Here is a 16489-nt window from a genome sequence, read left to right on the forward strand (position 1 = left end):
GGGATTGCGCAACGTGTATATATATGTAGGCAGCCGTACCACCAGGGAGCGAAATGCGCGGGGCAAGGGCATCAGCGTGTTTCATTTCGACCGGGATAGCGCCCGGCTGGCTTTGGTTCAAGAACAGGGAGGGCTGGTGAATCCCTCGTTTCTTGCGATAGACCGGGCCGGCAGGCATCTTTACACGGTGCACGGCGACCGTGACCAGGTCAGTTCGTTCAGCATCGATGCGCAGTCCGGCATGATCGAATACCTGGGTTCGCAGACAACCCAGGGCAAGAATCCGGTCCATCTGGCCTTAAGCGCCTCCGAGCGCTTTCTGCTGGTTTCGAATCACCTGTCCTCGTCGCTGGCGGTATTGCCGGTGACGCCGGACGGCCTGATCGAGCCGCCGGTGCAACGGCTCGTGCTGCACGGCCCAGTGGGGCCGCATCGCAGCGAACAGCCGCATTCCAAGCCGCATTTCAATTTGTTCGATCCTTCGGGCCGGTTCGTGATGGTTCCCGACAAGGGGCTGGACCGGATTTTCAGTTTCGAATTTATCGACGGCCGCCTGCGGGAGTCGAATCCCCCATTTGTTGAGTGCCGGGAACATGCGGGGCCGCGCAACCTGGTGTTTCATCCGAAATTGAGTCGGGCCTATGTGGTGAATGAGCTCGATTCGAGCGTTGCCACCTACCGCTTCGATCCCGATAAGGGTGGCCTGGAGCCAATGCAGATCATTCCGACCTTGCCGCAGGACTTTACCGGCAACAGCCGCGCGTCGAGCATTGAGATTGATCCATCGGGAAAGTTCTTATACGCGTCCAACCGTGGCTTGGACTGCCTTGCTGTTTTTTCGATCGATCAGGCTTCGGGCTGGCTGACTTTTCTGGGAGTCCAGGAAACCCTGGGCAGGACGCCGCGGTTTTTTACCGTGGAGCCGTCGGGCCGATTCCTGTTCGTTGCCAATGAAGACAGCGACAGCATAGTCACGTTTTTGCGGGATCCCATTTCCGGAGGTTTGACTCAGGTCGGTGATGTTACCCCTGTGACGAGCCCCGTCAGCATCGTGTTCAGGACGATATAGGTCCGGACATATGAGTAAGTGACCATAAGTAAATTTCGAATGAATATATACAGGAGTAGAGACATGATTATCCTTAGACCACAATTGCTTAAAGCCTTGGCCGCCGTCACGTGCGCGGCTATGCTCGGCCCCTTGAGTGCGCAGGCGGCCGAAGGTGCCTATCCGGATGCGCCCATCAGACTGATTGTGCCGTTTTCGGCCGGCGGCGGCGTCGATATCGTAGGGCGCTTTCTTGCCAAGAAACTGAACGAGGAACTCAAGCAGTCGGTGATCGTTGAAAACAAGCCAGGAGCCAGCGCCATGATCGGTGCTGCGTATGTGGCCCGATCCAAGCCAGATGGCCTGACCATCCTGCTCGCCAGCTCGGGTGAGACGGCCATTAATCCGCATCTGTACAAGGATATGGCTTATGACCCCGCCAAAGACCTGGCGCCTGTTTCCCTGGTCGCCAAAATCCCCAATCTGCTGGTGGTCAATCCCGATATTCCCGTCAAGACGGTGACCGAGCTGGTGCAATACGCCAAGGCCCACCCCGATGACATGACGTATTCGTCAAGCGGGGTGGGAAACATACAAAATATATCCGGCGAGCTGTTCAATAAAATTGCCGGCACCAAAATTCGCCATATCCCTTATAAAGGGTCGGCGCAGCAAATAGCCGATGTCGCGGCCAGGCATGTCAGCATGACCTTTGCCAGCGGTGCCGCGCTTTTGCCATTTGTGCAAAGCGGGCAAGTCAGGCCGATCGCTGTAACCTCGACCACCCCGATGGCCGCGTTTCCAAAAGTGCCACCCTTGGCGCAAACGCCGGAATTCAAGAGCTATGATCTGGTCAACTGGTTTGGGCTTTTTGCCCCGGCCGGAACGCCTAAAGCCATCATCGATAAATTGAATGCGGCAACGGTCAATATTCTGAAAGACCCGGCATTCGTGAAAACGCTGGAGCTGCAAGGTGCCATACCCGCACCCATGAGCCCCGAAGAGTTCGCGGCGTTTCGTGCCAGCGAATCGGAAAAATTTGGAAAGATCATTAAAGACACTGGCATTGTGCTGGACCGGTAATACAATCGAGCCTATCTTGATTCCATAGGCCGGACTGAATTCCTTGCCGCCTGTTGCTAACCTCGATCAATCGTTTTTCAGGGTGAAAATGGATACGTTAAATACCGTCGCCAAAGACTTGGCTCCCTACGGCAAGCTTCGCGTTGCCATCAACCTCGGCAATTCGGTCCTGGCGCAGTCGCATCCGCAAACGCGGGAGCCCGTGGGCATATCGGTCGATCTGGCCAATGAGCTTGCCCGGCAATTGGGGCTGCGTGCCGAGTTCACGACCTTCGATGCGGCCGGCAAAGTCTTTGCCGCGGCCGGGAGCGACGCCTGGGATATTGCCTTCATGGCAATCGACCCGGTGCGTGCTGAAAAAGTCCAGTTCACCAAGCCTTACGTCATTATCGAAGGCACCTACATGGTGAAGGCTGATTCTTCCTTGAAGGATATTGACGACGTCGATCATGATGGCGTGCGGGTTGCGGTAGGCAAGGGCGCCGCCTACGACCTGTTTTTGACCCGCAGCCTGCAACATGCGGAAATTGCCCGGGCACCCACTTCGGCTGCGGCCATCGACCTGTTCGTGGAACAATCGCTCGATGCGGTGGCCGGTGTCCGGCAGCCTCTGGTGGCCTATGCCGCCGGACATGGCGGCTTGCGTGTCATGGATGGACGTTTTACGGCTATTGAGCAGGCCATGGTTACACCCAAAGGCCGTACGCACGGCTGGGAATTCTTGAAAACATTTATCGATAGCATGAAGGCCAGCGGTTTTGTTGCCGCGGCACTGGAACGTAGCGGCCAGGCCGATGCCAGCGTGGCGCCCTGAGTTCAAATTTTTCTCATCGTTGCTCGTGCGGAATATTGCCGTGATCTCGAGCGCGGCGAATGAGCATATTGGGCAAGAGGGGATGTTTTCGTATTGCGAATAGTTCCTATTTCTGTTATCGTGTCGCCTCGATGTAGAGCGGCACGATGCCATGGCGTATTGTGATGCTCCGATTGTTCAATTTTTCTTTCAGTTGGATTCATGCCGCGCTTGCGAGTTGCTACGAAAAATCGCCCCGTGCTCATCAAGATAACGGCGGTTGGGTTGGTTTTGGGCCTGCATCTTGCTGTGGTCGGGGCCATATTGGCCTCGCCGGCGGTCAAGCCTGAAATTGAACAGGCCGATGCGGCAGATATGCGATTTGTCGAGATCGCGCCCGAGCCGGTCGAGGCCGCGGCGAGCCCTGTTCCTGTGGAGCAGCCTGCGCCGGAGCCGGACAAGGAACCCGAACCGGTAGCGCAGACGCCGCCCGAGCCTGTCGTCGAGCCCGCGCCTCCCGAAGTGGAGAAGCCGCCGGTGGTCGAACAACCGGCGGAAGAACAAGCGAAGCCCGAGCCCAAACCCAAGCCGAAACCGAAGCCAAAACCCAAACCACGGCCCAAGTCGGAGCCGCCCAAAACGCTGCCTGTGTCGCGGCCCGCTCCCGCTGATTCACCAAACAAGGCCGTTGCCGACGCGGTTCCCCAAGGCCCTGCCAAACCGGTGGACCCGGATCGGCCGCGCCTGATTGGCCGGGTCGATTACCTGGGCCAGCGCCCTCGTCCAATCTATCCACGCGTATCCGAGCGTCGTGGGGAACAGGGGCGGGTGGTCGTCCGCGTGGTGATTTCCCCTCAAGGCCTGGTTTCCAAGGTATCGGTGCGTACTTCGTCGGGATACTCCCGGCTCGACGAGGCGGCCTTGGATGCCGCACGTTCGGCGCGCTTCAAGCCTTACACCGAGAATGGCATCGCCTATTCCGCCATGGCCGATATCCCCTTTGATTTTGTTTTATAGGAAGACGCATGTTTGATTTATTTCATAGTGCCATGCAAGTACTGGCGCAAGTAGGCGAGGCGGCATCGGCCACCCAGGCGGCCGCCACCGCGGCACCCGCGGGCGCGGCGGCGGCCGTTACGCAGGGCAGCGGCATTTTGCATTTTGTCGAACAAAGCGACCTGGTGGGCAAATCCTTGTTCGGTATTCTGCTGCTCATGTCGCTTACCAGCTGGTATCTGATCTTTTCCAAATCGCTTTTGAATTTGCGGATCCGGCATCGATCCGGCAAGTTCCTGGTCGAATTCTGGAACGCCAGCTCGCTCGAGCAGGTCGAAAACGAAATCAGCACGCATGGCGCCACCGAACCTTTTGCCCATTTGGCCAGCCACGCCATTCATGCCCAGAATCATCATGCGAAGTACGGTGCGCTCAAGCTTGAGGAAAAAGGGTCCACGGGGGCATTCGTGACGCGTACGATACGCAAGGTTATCGACGAGGAAACCGCCAGGCTGGAAAACGGTCTGACCGTGCTGGCTTCGATTGGCTCGACCGCGCCCTTCGTGGGGCTCTTCGGTACGGTCTGGGGGGTATATCATGCGCTGGTGGGTATAGGCCTGTCAGATGGCGTGACTGTCAATCGGATCGCCGGTCCGGTGGGCGAGGCGCTGATCATGACGGGGCTGGGCCTCGCCGTGGCGATTCCCGCGGTGCTGGCGTACAACGGCTTTGTTCGCGGCAACCGTGTCTATCTCGCCCGCCTGGACGCTTTCGCGCATGATCTGTTCACCTTCCTGTCCACAGGCCAGCAGGTAGGCACGTCCGACAACAAAGTGCGCAAGCTGGCCGCATCCAAAGGAGTCTAGCGATGGCTTTCGGGAGTTTCGACAGCAAAGGAACCAGTCATACGGTATCCGAGATAAACATGGTTCCCCTGATCGATGTCATGCTGGTGCTATTGGTTATTTTTATCATTACCGCACCCTTGCTGAGCCATTCGATCAAGATCGATATTCCCCAGGCCAGCGCCGAACAGGTCAAGGAACAGCCCAAGGCGATCGATCTGGCGATCGATGCCCAGGGAAAACTGTTCTGGAACGAACAGCCTGTTGCCATGGAACAGTTGGCGCCGCGGTTCGCCGGCGAGGCCCGGCTCGATCCGCAACCCCGGCTGCAAATCCGCGCGGATTTGAATACACGCTATGAAGTACTGGCCCAGATCATGGGCTACGCGCGCGGGGCCGGTATTAAACACCTTGGGTTCATGACCCGGCCCGACCCGGTGCCGGCGAAATAAAGCCGGCGCCGGCACAGATGGGCGTCGGCTGCCTTGGCCGTCGTCGCTTTGGGCTGTTTTGGCCTTCTAATTTGTAACTTGGTTACGATTGACCGTATCGTTTTACAAAAAAAATTCGGTTCGATATAGAATCACGGCATGCGAGTTCTAGTAATCGAAGACGACACCACCCTGGGCCATGCTCTACAGGAGTTCCTGATAGAGCAGGGATACGCGGTCGATTGGCTGCAAGATGGCGATCAAGTGCTGGGCGCGGCGGCGGGCCAGGCCTACGACCTCCTGCTTCTTGACCTGAATCTTCCTGGCCTGAGCGGCCTGGAAGTGTTGCGTCAATTGCGCACGAACGGCCAGCAAATTCCGGTGCTGATATTGACGGCCCGCGACGGGATCGAAGATCGCGTGGCCGGCCTCGATGCCGGGGCCGACGATTACGTCACAAAACCTTTCGAGCTGCCCGAACTGGCCGCCAGGGTGCGGGCCTTTGCCCGCCGCCGTGCGGGCCAGGCGCAGCCATTTATCGAAGCGGGCCCGCTGGTATTCGATACGGTGGGGCGAGAAGTGCGCGTCAATGGCGAGCGCTTATCGCTTTCGGTGCGGGAGCTGTCGGTTCTTGAAATGCTGATGGGGCGCGCCGGGCGCGTGGTCACCAAGCGCCAGATTGTCAATTCCCTGTCGGCCTGGGACGCCGACTTCAGCGAAAATGCTGTCGAGGTTTATGTGTACCGCCTGCGCAAGCGCCTTGAAGGCACCGGTGCCGGGATACAAACTGTGCGCGGCTTCGGCTATCTGCTCGATGTGGAAAGTGCCGCCTGAGCCGGCGGCTCATGGTCCTGATGTACAAGGCCGGCGGTAGCTGGTTTGGTGCCGCATTCAATGTCAAATGATTTCCCCTCTCCACGATCATCCAGGCCTCGAACCATACAGGGCCGGCTAGGCGCATTGATGCCGCAGGGCTCGCTGGCGCGCCATCTGGTGTCGCGTTTGCTGCCGGCGGTGATTTTCCTGGTTTTGCTGGACTTGATCGCCACCTGGGTCATGACGCGTCAGATCAGCCTGGATGCGTGGCTGCTTGAAGATATATTCTGGTCCATGATACTGAGCCAGGTTTTGCTGGTGTCGCTGTTTGCCTGGGTGCTGATTTCGGGTGTGCGTTCGGGACTGGAGTCAATAAACCGCCTTTCCGAGGAAATCAGCCAGCGTTCCATCGACGATATGCAACCGCTCGATCCCTCCTGGCTGCCAACGGAAATCGCGCCGGTGGTTACTCACTTCAATGATCTGCTGGTGCGCCTGGACGATTCCATGCAGGCCCAGAAGCGTTTCATAGGCCAGGCCGCGCATCAGCTCAGAACGCCGCTGAGCGGCCTGAAGCTCGAATCCGAGCTGATGCTGGCGCGGCAATTGCCCGATGACGTGCGCGAGCGCGCCGAGCGCATCAAGAGTGTGACAGACCGGATGATACGGCTTGGCCAGCAGTTGCTGGTTCTGGCGCGTGTCGATTCGTCCACCCAGCCGCAAGACAGCTTCATCCCCGTCGATTTGTGCGAATGGGCGCGCACCAGCGGCGCCGAATGGATTCCGACTGCGCGTGCCAGTCAGGTGCAGATTCATCTGGTGGCTCCGGAAGAGCCGGTATGGGTCGACGCCGATCCGCTGCTGCTGGAAGAAATGTTGAGCAATCTGATCGATAACGCATTACGCTACGGTATCGGTGCCAAGAATATACGCCTGCAAGTGGGGGCCAATCCTCCTTCGCTGGCAGTGGAAGACGACGGGCCGGGCATCGACTCCGCTGACAGCGATCGGGTTTTCGAGGCATTTTACCGTTCTCCCAGAGCCAACACCGCCGGGTCGGGCTTGGGTTTGGCTATTGTGCGCGAGATTGCCCGAGCTCATGGTGCCTGGTGGAGCCTGCTCAGCCGGCCCGCGTTTCCGGGAACGCGGATCGGTATTGTATTTCCTGGCCCCCGCATTGGCGCCAAACTAACGAGACAAGAGTAATTGCATGAGTAAAACAGCGGCAGCGCATGAAGACTCGAAGCCCGGCCGATCGCGTGGTGCGGCGGCCATGCTGGGAGCCTTGGGTGTGGTGTACGGCGATATCGGCACCAGTCCCCTGTACACCATACGGGCTTCGCTTTCCGAATTCAAGGTTCTCGATGACGAGCATATTCTGGGCGTGCTGTCGATTCTGTTCTGGATGCTCATGGTGGTGGTGTCATTGAAGTATGTAATGCTGGTGCTGCGCGCCGATAACCGCGGGGAAGGCGGAACGCTGGCCCTGATGGAATTGGCCGTGCGCGGCGTGTCGGGGCGGAAAAAATGGATTCTGACGGTACTGGCGCTGATCGGCGCCGCCCTGTTCTACGGCGACAGCATGATTACACCCGCCATATCGGTGCTGTCGGCCATCGAGGGGGTGGGAGTCGTTTCGCATACCCTGGATCACTGGGTCGTGCCTTTGTCGGTGCTGGTGCTTGCGGCGCTTTTCCTGATTCAGTATCGCGGCACCGGAGCGGTGGGCAAATTGTTCGGCCCCATCATGCTTTTGTGGTTTGTCACGCTGGGAGTGCTGGGGGCATGGCGCATCATCCAGACGCCGCAAATACTCCTGGCCCTGAACCCGATGTGGGCGTTGACCTTTATTTCCGATGCGCCTTGGGGCACGTTTCTTTTGCTTGGGGCGGTTGTCCTGGCGCTTACCGGTGCCGAAGCCTTGTACGCCGACATGGGGCATTACGGTCGGCCGGCCATACAGCGCGCCTGGTTCGGCTTGGTGCTGCCGGCACTGGTGCTGTGTTATTTTGGCCAGGGTGCCTTGTTGCTGGCCGATCGTTCAGCTCTCAAGAACCCATTCTTTTTAATGGCTCCGTCCTGGGGGCTGGTGCCGTTGGTAGCCTTGGCTACCGTAGCAACGGTGATTGCCTCGCAGTCGGTGATCTCAGGCGCGTTTTCCGTTACCCGCCAGGCCGTGCAATTGGGGTTCTGGCCTCGCATGGCCATCTTGCATACCTCGGCGCGTGAAGAGGGGCAAATCTATCTGCCGCGAGTCAACATGCTGTTGTTCGTTGCGGTATTGGTATTGGTGCTGGCTTTTGGCTCGTCCGATAGCCTGGCCCAGGCATATGGCTTTGCGGTCACGGGCACCATGCTGATGACTTCCACGCTGCTTTTCGCGGTATTGCCCAGAAAATCGACAGGCACAAAGCGCGTGTTGTGGTTTTCGCTGCTCAGTGTGTTTTTGATTCTCGACACTCTGCTGTTTTCGTCGAATGCGCTGAAGCTATTCGAAGGCGGATGGCTGCCTATGGTTGTGGGCCTAAGTATCCTGACGCTGATGATTACCTGGAAACAGGGGCGCGAAACAATGCACGATACCCTGGCGGGCGATCAGCAGCCGCTCAAGTCGTTCATGGAAGCGCTTGAACAATACCCTCCGACGCGTGTGAATGGTACGGCCGTGTTCATGAGCATGATCGTCAATACCGTGCCGCCTGCGCTCTTGCATAACCTCAAGCACAATAAAATATTGCATGAGCAGGTCCTTTTCCTGAATGTTCAAAGCGCCGATGTGCCGTATGTGCCGTTCAACGAGCGCTTTGTACTGGAGCGGCTCAGCCGATCCAGCTGGCAGGCCGTCGCGACATGGGGTTTCAAGCAGGAGCCCAATGTGCCGCAGCTGCTCGAGCAGATTGCACAGGTGCACCCGGAACTGAATCTCGAGCCCATGCAGACTTCCTACTTCCTGTCGCGGCAAACGGTAATCGTGGTGCGCAGGCTGCCGCTTCGGTTGCGGTGGCGCCGCAGCCTGTTCGCCTTTATGGCGCGCAATGCCACACGCAGTACCCGTTTCTATAAAATCCCACCCAATCGCGTGGTCGAAATGGGCATGCAGTTCGAGTTGTAGTGGGCTGCTGCGGCGATAGTGGCTGCGACTCTGCCAAAATTTTTTGATGATTTATATATAAATTGAATAAAAACGATTCTTGTTTGTGTTTAAATAGCAAAAATCGATAAACCATGGTGTAAATCCCCTCTGGGCCGGCATCGACGCGGGCTACGGCTTTGGGCTTTCGTTACACCGCGGTTAGTTTTGAATTTATGGAATGAGTGATCAATGAAGACTGGCTTATTGTGGGCAGTGGTTCTTGCGGCGTGCGCGAACGGCGCTTATGCGGCTGAATCGGGGGTAACTTTATACGGCATCGTGGATGCGGGCATTGGGTCGACGCATGTATCCGGCCCCAATGGCGCCAAAAGCTCGGTTACCGGAGTGATTTCGGGCGGATTCACCGATTCTTTGTTTGGCATAAAGGGCCAGGAAAAGCTGACCGACGATTTATCGGCCATCTTTCAGCTCGAATCGCTCTTCGATGTCAATACAGGAAGCCTCTCGGACAAGGATAATCTGTTCAGCAACTCGGCATGGGTAGGCCTGAACAGCGAACATCTGGGCGAATTGCGTTTGGGACGCCAGCACACGATTGCCCAGCAGTTCGGCAGCCAGGTTGAAATCGCATCCTGGAAGGAAATGGCCATGGGCTCCACGCTCAAGGCTTCGGACAACTATCGGGTGAACAATGCCGTCAATTATGTATCGCCGTCCTTGTCGGGCTTCAGCTTTGGCGCGGGTTATGCGTTCGACATAAGCGGCAGCCAGATCAATGGCCGGAAGTCGCCCATGGTGAGCGCAGCCCTGCAATATAGCCAAGGCCCCTTATTGCTGGTGGCCACCTGGGACAAAACTTATTTATCCGATACCGTATTGCCTAACGGTAAAAATCCCGAAGCGTGGCAACTGGGCGCTTCCTACGATTTTCAGGTCGCCAAGGTATCTGCGGCATGGAGCCGCATGAAAAATGGCTATGCCGGCCTGGACGGCGGTGATCCCGATGGGCTGGGCCTGGGTCTGGGAGCCGCCGAGTTTGCCAATGGAGGCCATCTGGATGCCTATCTGCTTGGTGTCGCTGTGCCCGTCGGAGCACATGGCACTGTCCTGGCGCAATGGTCTTTTGTGCAACCCCACTGGCATTGGCAAGATGGTGAAAAGGCCAAATCGGGGCAGGTGGCAACCCTGGGTTACCTATACAGCCTGTCGCCTCGTACCAGTTTGTATGCCATGGCGGGCCTGGCCAGCCGCTATTCGCTCGATGAGCAAGTGGTCCAGGGGCAAGGCACAACCACGCGCTACATGGCCGGCGTCACTCACAGGTTCTAAGGTTCTTGCATTGCTTGCTCGCCGCCGTGGCCCGGATTACGTGTCGCCCGGGTTGCGGCGGGCATCGCGGCGAATGGCTGCCTGCATCAAAAGTATGGCCGTTACCGGCGAACTGATGACCAGAAGCAGGACGATCAGAATTTCATCCAGTATCAGATGTCGAGCTGTGCTTGAAGAAACCAGCATCGATGCCAGCAATACTCCAATGGTTCCCAGCGTATTGCCCATGGTGGGGGCATGAATGCGCGAATAAAAATTCTTGAATCGCAGCAGCCCCAGCGAGCCGGTCAAGGCCAGTATGCCACTTGACACCAGCAGAATGGAAGCAGGAATCGATACCCATAATGGCAGTGTATTCATGGCTCGATGACCTCGCCGCGAAGCAGGAATTTGGCCATGGCGGCCGACCCGACAAAGCCGAACAGCGCAATCAGCAAAGCTATGTCGAAATACAGGCTGGTTCCAAACCGGATGCCCAGCACCAGAATGGTCAGCATGCCGTTGATATACATGGTGTCGAGCGCCAGCACACGATCTTCGGCCGTTGGTCCGCGCAGCAGACGTATCGCCGCGCATATCATTCCCAGCGCAAAACAGTACAGCGCAAAGGTGCTTGCCCAGATAAGTACGGTATTCATTCAAATATCTCCATCAGGGGATGTTCATAGCGCTGCTTGATCGTTCTGATCCAGTGCGACTCGTCTTTGAGGTCGAGCACGTGCAGCGTCAGAAGGTTTTCGCCTTCGGAAAGCCTGGCCCATACGGTGCCGGGCGTATAGGTGATGATGCAGGCCAGGGCTGCCAGGCCGTGCGGGTCGCGCATATCCAGTGGAATGTCGATAAAGCCCGGTGTGGCGGGTGCTCCAGTCCAGACCAGCCGTCCTACCGCCAGATTGGATCGGGTGATATCCGCGATGACCGCGCAAAGCAGCCGGATCATGACAAATGGTTTCTTGGGCCTTGCCCGCAATGGGCGTAATCGGGATCCGGCCCATACCAGCATGATCGAGAGCGTCGCGCCCAGCAAAACCTGCTCCCACGACAAGGTATCGTTCAGCACCAGCCACAGGACAGTTAAAAATATAGGCATGAGCAGGCGATACAGCAGGCGTTTCATGGCTGGCCTCCATGTGCCGGTGCGCGCTGAGTGTGCTGTGCAAGTACAGCGCCGATGTAGGATTCAGGCCGGTCGAGCGAGCGTGCGGCATCGTTCAGGTAACTGCTGGCCGGGCCTGCCCAGATGGCCAAGGCAAGGCAAGCCATGAGTAATGCGGCTACCGGAGCGGCTTCGCTGATATGCAGGCGTGGGGTAATTGCGTCGTCGGTGCTCCAGAAAGTGCGGATGCCTGTGCGGCCCAGGGAGACAACCCCCGCCATGCTGGAAGCCAATACCGCTATGACAAGCAGCCAGGCATTGAACGAGGGCATGCCGGTGCTCGACATATCGAGCGCGGCTGCCAGGAGCGAAAACTTGGCGACGAATCCGGATAAGGGCGGCAAGCCGATGATCAGCACGGCGCAGCAAATAAAGGCCAGGCCCAGAAAGGCCAGCGCGGCGGGGATGGCGACACCGATAACCTCGTCTGAATGATCAGGAGGTTCGGGATCGTCCAGATCGAAGGCTTCCTGGCTGACTGCCAGCAGGTTGGCGCCGAATGTCTGGGTGCGCTCGACCATTTCGATCAACATGAAAAAGGCCCCCAGGGCGAGTACCGAGTTGATCAAATAAAACAAGGCGGGGCCGGTCAGCGTGACACCCGGCATGCCCAGCGCCGCCAGCAAGGTGCCCGATGAAATGATGATGCAATATCCAGCCAGGCGTCCTATTTGTTGTGCCGCCAATAGCCCCACGGTGCCAAAGAGCAGGGTGAGCAAGCCCACAGGAAACATCCAGTCGCCGCCGAACGCGGCGGGCGCTCCGGTGGGCAGCAGCAAAGAGCCGAGTCGCAGCAAGGCATAAATGCCTACTTTGGTCATGATCGCAAAAAGGGCGGCCACGGGTGCGCATGCGTTGGCATACGCGGCAGGAAGCCAGAAATTCAGGGGCCATGCCGCCGCCTTGATGAGAAATGCCATGCCGAGGATCGCCGCTCCGACTTCAAAGAGGCGTCGGTTCGGCCCTGCCAGCCGGCCGGCCTGTACCGCCAGGTCCGCCATATTCAGCGTGCCCGTGACGCCGTATATCAGGGCAATTGCGATCAGCAGCATGAGCGAAGCCACGAGATTGACCGCGATATAGTGCAGGCCGGCCGTTACGCGGGCCGTCCCGGATCCGTGCAGAATCAATCCGTAAGAGGCTGCCAGCAATACTTCGAAAAAAACGAACAGATTGAATAGGTCGCCCGTCAGGAAGGCGCCATTCAACCCCATCAGCAGAAACTGGAACAGGGGATGAAAATGCACGCCCGCACGGTCCCAGCGGACACTGGAATAAACCAGCGTAGCGGTTCCCAGCACGGCGCTCAGGGTAAGCATGATGGCTGCAAGCCTGTCGACGACCACAACGATGCCGAATTGCGCGGGCCAGTCGCCAAGCAGATACACGCCTATGCCGTCGGGCCACAGATTCGGTACGGCTCCGGCCGTCAGGCATAAAAGTCCCACGGCTGCCGCGAGCTGGATCAGGACCGATACCAGGCCTATGCCGAGTCGCGTCAGGCGCCGGGTTTCCTTGAACAGCAGCATGAGAGCGCCGGCCATGAGCGGGACGGCGACAGGGAAAATAGGCAAGTGCTGCAGCCAGCCATTCATGGTGGCGGCTCCCTGCCATCGACATGATCGGTCCCGGTCAGGCCGCGCGAAGCCAGCAGGACAACCAGGAACAGGGCGGTGGTGGCGAATCCGATAACAATGGCCGTTAGAATCAGAGCCTGCGGCACAGGGTCGGCATAAAGGCTTGGGTCGACCCCCTTGCCGGCATCGATGACCGGCAGTTTGCCCTGGCTTAGTCGACCCATGCTGAATATGAAAAGATTGACCGCGTAAGAAAGCAGGGACAGGCCCATGATGACCTGGAAGGTACGGGGACGCAGCAGCAGCCAGATCCCCGAGCCCGCCAGCGCGCCTATGGCCAATGCGATAACGATTTCCATCACACAGCCCCCGCGCCGGGCGGCGCAATTTGCCTGCCGGGCGCTGCCGGCTTGCGGTGGAACCGCAGCGATTGATGGGCCAGCACCAGCAGGATCAGAACAGTGGCTCCGATCACGAGCATGTATACCCCGATATCGAAAAACAGAACGGTGGATAAATGTATGTGCCCGATGAGCGGCAGCAGCAGCTCCCATGAACGCGCCGAAAGAAAGGGCCGCATGGACCACCAGGCGGACATGGCCGCCGCCCCGGCGGTCAGCAGGCCCACGGCAATCCAGTATTGCGGGTGTATGCGTGTGCGCGACTCCACCCACAGGACCCCGCCGACCATGTATTGCAAAATGATGGCTGTGGCCATGATGAGCCCACCCACGAACCCGCCTCCGGGCAGATTGTGCCCGCGAAGCAGGAAAAAGAAAGAAATCAGGCCGGCTATGGGCAAGAGCAATCGCACGAGCACGGCGGGTATCTTCAAAGCTCCCTGGGGAATCGGCGCTTCGGGATCCGGCTCGGTCGGCGCGGTTCCTTCCTGATTTTGCTGCTGCGGCATGTCTATGCTCTCAGGTGGCGGACGGAAACGCCGAAGCAGTGCATAGACGGTCAAGGCCACGATGCCCAGCACGGTAATTTCGCCCAAGGTGTCGAATCCGCGGAAATCCACCAGAATCACGTTGACGACATTCGTGCCGCCGCCTTCGGGCAAGGCTTTGTTCAGGAAATAGGCTGCCGTGGTGCTGGTTGCGGTGCGGGTCATGACTGCATAGGCCAGGGCCGCCAGGCCGGCCCCGCCCAGTAGTGCAATCATCAAATCCCGAAAACGGCGCCAGCGGGCATGCGGCGCTATTTTTGCCGGCGTACCGCTTTCTTCGATGCGGCGCGGCAGCCAGCGCAAGCCCAGCAGGATCAGTACCGTCGTGACGACTTCGACGGCCAGTTGAGTCAGCGCAAGATCGGGGGCCGAATACCAGACAAAAGTCAGGCTGGTGATGAGGCCCGCGCCCCCCGCCAGCGCCAGGGACGCGGGGCGGTGGTATTTTGCCTGGCGGGCTGCACCGATTGCGCAGGCGGCGCCGACCACCCACATCAGGGCAAAGGCAGGATCGATGGGCGTTGCTATTTCCGGCCTTAACCATGTTTGCCCAAGCAGCGGCAAAAGGGCGACGCAGAAGGTGGCGACGATGACCAGCAGGAGTTGGGGCTGGAGGTAGGGCGAGTAGATCCAGTTCATCACGGCATTGGCCGATTCGCCCAGGCGTTCCATCAGGGTTTCGTAGATGTGCCGGCCGTCGATGCGATGGATGAGCGGCGTTTTTCCTGGCCGGGCTTGCAATCTGGCGCCGAGCAGCCACAGCAAGGCCACCCCTCCGGCCAGAGCCAGGAAGCTCATGGCCAGCGGCAGATTGAATCCGTGCCAGATGGCCAGGTCGTAACGAGGAGTCTCTTGTCCAAGAATCGACCACACTGCCGCGTGCAGCAAAGGCCCCAGCGTCTTGCCGGGTAGCATTCCCACAAGAAGGCAGGCCAATACCAGCAAGGCGCTGGGCAGCAGCATCCAGCGCGGCGGTTCGTGAGGCGCATGCGGCAAATCGACTGCCGGCGGCCCAAAGAAAACCTGGGCGATGAAACGGATGGAATAGGCGACGCTGAATGCGCCGGCAATGACCGCGGCAATGGGCAGGCCGAATTGCCTGATCCAGTCGCCGCTGATGAAGACCGTTTCGGCGAAGAACATTTCCTTGGAGATGAATCCGTTAAGCAGCGGCACGCCCGCCATGGAGGCGGCCGCCACAATGGCCAGTGTGGCGGTGATCGGCATGCTGCGATACAGGCCCGACAGGCGGCCCAGATCGCGCGTGCCGGTTTCGTGGTCGACAATGCCGGCGGCCATGAACAGGGACGCCTTGAATGTGGCGTGATTGACCATGTGAAAAATGGCCGCCACCAGCGCCAGCTTGCTGTTCATGCCCAATAGCAGGGTGATCAGGCCCAGGTGGCTGATAGTGGAGTAGGCCAGTACGCCCTTCATGTCCTGCTGGAAGGTAGCGGCATAGGCACCCAGGACCAAAGAGAACAGGCCGGCTCCGCCTATGATCCAGAACCATTCTTCGGTGCCGGAAAGGACGGGCCAGAAACGCGCCAGTATAAATACGCCTGCCTTCACCATAGTGGCCGAATGCAGATAGGCCGATACGGGAGTGGGGGCCGCCATGGCATTGGGCAGCCAGATATGGAAGGGAAATTGGGCGCTTTTGCTTAAGGCTCCCAGCGCAATCAGAATCAGTATCGTCGAATACCATGGATGGTGCCTCACCAGATCGCCCGACGCCAGCACTTGATCGAGATCGTAGCTGCCGGCGATATGACCCAGCATAAGGACGCCGGCCAGCAGGCACAGGCCCCCGCCTGCCGTAATGGTGAAGGCCATGCGCGCGCCGCGCCGCGCGTCGAGCCGGTGATGCCAATAGGCAATCAACATGAATGAAGACAGGCTGGTCAGTTCCCAGAATATGACCAGTTGCACGAGATTGCCCGATAGCACCAGGCCCAGCATCGAGCCCATGAATATCAGGAAAAAAGAGAAAAAACGCGGTACCGGGTCTTGGGGAGACAGGTAATAGCGGGCATACAGCACGACCAAGGCGCCCATGGTGGTGATGAGCAGGGCGAATAGCCAGGCATAACCGTCGAGGCGCAGCACGATGTCGATGCCCTGGGCGGGAATCCAGGGGATAACGAATTTCACAACGCCGCCTTGGGCGATCTGCGGAAATTCAAAGGCGACCAATGCGGCGCAAACGAGAGCGACTGAGCCAGCCAGCCAGGCCTCCAGATTGCGCGCATTGGATGGCAGCAGGGCTGCCACCAGGCTGCCCGCGAAGGGCAAGGCGAGAATAAAAATCAGCGACATCTATGCTTACAAAAGTCTGAATTAATCAGGCTCAATAGTACGATATCTTGGCT

The 16489-nt window shown here is 58.6% G+C and carries 16 protein-coding genes; 10 read left to right on the forward strand and 6 right to left on the reverse strand.

The window, feature by feature from the left end; genetic code table 11:
- The first annotated feature begins 13 nt into the window (after positions 1 to 13).
- The 10 genes from ACYVIS_RS09240 to ACYVIS_RS09285 all read left to right on the forward strand — a co-directional run bounded on the left by ACYVIS_RS09240 (position 14) and on the right by ACYVIS_RS09285 (position 10435).
- Complete coding sequence (locus ACYVIS_RS09240) at positions 14 to 1069, forward strand: lactonase family protein (protein ID WP_460873829.1); 1056 nt, start codon at positions 14 to 16, stop codon at positions 1067 to 1069.
- Positions 1070 to 1132: 63 nt separating this feature from the next.
- A complete protein-coding gene (locus ACYVIS_RS09245) occupies positions 1133 to 2131 on the forward strand; it encodes a Bug family tripartite tricarboxylate transporter substrate binding protein (protein ID WP_460873830.1) in 999 nt (332 codons plus the stop codon).
- 88 nt (positions 2132 to 2219) lie between these two features.
- Positions 2220 to 2945, forward strand: a complete 726-nt coding sequence (locus tag ACYVIS_RS09250; protein ID WP_460873831.1) for an ABC transporter substrate-binding protein — start codon at positions 2220 to 2222, stop codon at positions 2943 to 2945.
- Between the two features lie 237 nt (positions 2946 to 3182).
- Positions 3183 to 3941: an energy transducer TonB gene (locus ACYVIS_RS09255; protein WP_460873832.1), complete on the forward strand. Its 759-nt coding sequence runs from the start codon at positions 3183 to 3185 to the stop codon at positions 3939 to 3941.
- A gap of 8 nt (positions 3942 to 3949) precedes the next feature.
- Positions 3950 to 4786, forward strand: a complete 837-nt coding sequence (locus ACYVIS_RS09260) for a MotA/TolQ/ExbB proton channel family protein (protein ID WP_232742813.1) — start codon at positions 3950 to 3952, stop codon at positions 4784 to 4786.
- A 2-nt stretch (positions 4787 to 4788) separates the two neighbouring features.
- Positions 4789 to 5217, forward strand: a complete 429-nt coding sequence (locus ACYVIS_RS09265; protein ID WP_232742814.1) for an ExbD/TolR family protein — start codon at positions 4789 to 4791, stop codon at positions 5215 to 5217.
- Between the two features lie 138 nt (positions 5218 to 5355).
- Positions 5356 to 6030: a response regulator transcription factor gene (locus tag ACYVIS_RS09270; protein ID WP_232742815.1), complete on the forward strand. Its 675-nt coding sequence runs from the start codon at positions 5356 to 5358 to the stop codon at positions 6028 to 6030.
- 129 nt (positions 6031 to 6159) lie between these two features.
- A complete protein-coding gene (locus tag ACYVIS_RS09275) occupies positions 6160 to 7218 on the forward strand; it encodes a sensor histidine kinase (RefSeq protein ID WP_460873839.1) in 1059 nt (352 codons plus the stop codon).
- Between the two features lie 4 nt (positions 7219 to 7222).
- A complete protein-coding gene (locus ACYVIS_RS09280; protein ID WP_232742816.1) occupies positions 7223 to 9124 on the forward strand; it encodes a potassium transporter Kup in 1902 nt (633 codons plus the stop codon).
- A gap of 210 nt (positions 9125 to 9334) precedes the next feature.
- Positions 9335 to 10435, forward strand: a complete 1101-nt coding sequence (locus tag ACYVIS_RS09285) for a porin (RefSeq protein WP_232742817.1) — start codon at positions 9335 to 9337, stop codon at positions 10433 to 10435.
- 36 nt (positions 10436 to 10471) lie between these two features.
- Here ACYVIS_RS09285 and mnhG read toward each other — a convergent pair whose 3' ends face one another.
- The 6 genes from mnhG to ACYVIS_RS09315 are packed head-to-tail and all read right to left on the reverse strand — an operon-like array spanning position 10472 to position 16436.
- Positions 10472 to 10795: a monovalent cation/H(+) antiporter subunit G gene (mnhG, locus tag ACYVIS_RS09290; protein ID WP_232742818.1), complete on the reverse strand. Its 324-nt coding sequence runs from the start codon at positions 10793 to 10795 to the stop codon at positions 10472 to 10474.
- The gene (locus tag ACYVIS_RS09295; RefSeq protein WP_232742819.1) at positions 10792 to 11073 is read right to left on the reverse strand and encodes a K+/H+ antiporter subunit F; all 282 of its coding nucleotides are present in this window, start codon (positions 11071 to 11073) and stop codon (positions 10792 to 10794) included. Before ACYVIS_RS09295 ends, mnhG begins: the two co-directional genes overlap by 4 nt.
- Positions 11070 to 11552: a Na+/H+ antiporter subunit E gene (locus tag ACYVIS_RS09300; RefSeq protein WP_232742820.1), complete on the reverse strand. Its 483-nt coding sequence runs from the start codon at positions 11550 to 11552 to the stop codon at positions 11070 to 11072. The genes ACYVIS_RS09295 and ACYVIS_RS09300 overlap by 4 nt, the downstream gene beginning before the upstream one ends.
- Complete coding sequence (locus ACYVIS_RS09305; protein WP_232742821.1) at positions 11549 to 13186, reverse strand: monovalent cation/H+ antiporter subunit D; 1638 nt, start codon at positions 13184 to 13186, stop codon at positions 11549 to 11551. Before ACYVIS_RS09305 ends, ACYVIS_RS09300 begins: the two co-directional genes overlap by 4 nt.
- Positions 13183 to 13527 (reverse strand): Na+/H+ antiporter subunit C, encoded by a 345-nt coding sequence (locus tag ACYVIS_RS09310; protein WP_232742822.1) that lies wholly within the window; start codon positions 13525 to 13527, stop codon positions 13183 to 13185. Before ACYVIS_RS09310 ends, ACYVIS_RS09305 begins: the two co-directional genes overlap by 4 nt.
- Positions 13527 to 16436 (reverse strand): monovalent cation/H+ antiporter subunit A, encoded by a 2910-nt coding sequence (locus ACYVIS_RS09315; RefSeq protein ID WP_232742823.1) that lies wholly within the window; start codon positions 16434 to 16436, stop codon positions 13527 to 13529. Before ACYVIS_RS09315 ends, ACYVIS_RS09310 begins: the two co-directional genes overlap by 1 nt.
- Positions 16437 to 16489 lie beyond the last annotated feature (53 nt).

This window comes from Paralcaligenes ginsengisoli (assembly GCF_054781135.1).

Coding starts and splice junctions, on each gene's coding strand:
- ACYVIS_RS09245 (WP_460873830.1), top strand. CDS start 1,133: ATGATTATCCTTAGACCACAATTGCTTAAAGCCTTGGCCGCCGTCACG.
- ACYVIS_RS09250 (WP_460873831.1), top strand. CDS start 2,220: ATGGATACGTTAAATACCGTCGCCAAAGACTTGGCTCCCTACGGCAAG.
- ACYVIS_RS09260 (WP_232742813.1), top strand. CDS start 3,950: ATGTTTGATTTATTTCATAGTGCCATGCAAGTACTGGCGCAAGTAGGC.
- ACYVIS_RS09265 (WP_232742814.1), top strand. CDS start 4,789: ATGGCTTTCGGGAGTTTCGACAGCAAAGGAACCAGTCATACGGTATCC.
- ACYVIS_RS09270 (WP_232742815.1), top strand. CDS start 5,356: ATGCGAGTTCTAGTAATCGAAGACGACACCACCCTGGGCCATGCTCTA.
- ACYVIS_RS09275 (WP_460873839.1), top strand. CDS start 6,160: ATGCCGCAGGGCTCGCTGGCGCGCCATCTGGTGTCGCGTTTGCTGCCG.
- ACYVIS_RS09280 (WP_232742816.1), top strand. CDS start 7,223: ATGAGTAAAACAGCGGCAGCGCATGAAGACTCGAAGCCCGGCCGATCG.
- ACYVIS_RS09285 (WP_232742817.1), top strand. CDS start 9,335: ATGAAGACTGGCTTATTGTGGGCAGTGGTTCTTGCGGCGTGCGCGAAC.
- mnhG (WP_232742818.1), bottom strand. CDS start 10,795: ATGAATACACTGCCATTATGGGTATCGATTCCTGCTTCCATTCTGCTG.
- ACYVIS_RS09295 (WP_232742819.1), bottom strand. CDS start 11,073: ATGAATACCGTACTTATCTGGGCAAGCACCTTTGCGCTGTACTGTTTT.
- ACYVIS_RS09300 (WP_232742820.1), bottom strand. CDS start 11,552: ATGAAACGCCTGCTGTATCGCCTGCTCATGCCTATATTTTTAACTGTC.
- ACYVIS_RS09305 (WP_232742821.1), bottom strand. CDS start 13,186: ATGAATGGCTGGCTGCAGCACTTGCCTATTTTCCCTGTCGCCGTCCCG.
- ACYVIS_RS09310 (WP_232742822.1), bottom strand. CDS start 13,527: ATGGAAATCGTTATCGCATTGGCCATAGGCGCGCTGGCGGGCTCGGGG.
- ACYVIS_RS09315 (WP_232742823.1), bottom strand. CDS start 16,436: ATGTCGCTGATTTTTATTCTCGCCTTGCCCTTCGCGGGCAGCCTGGTG.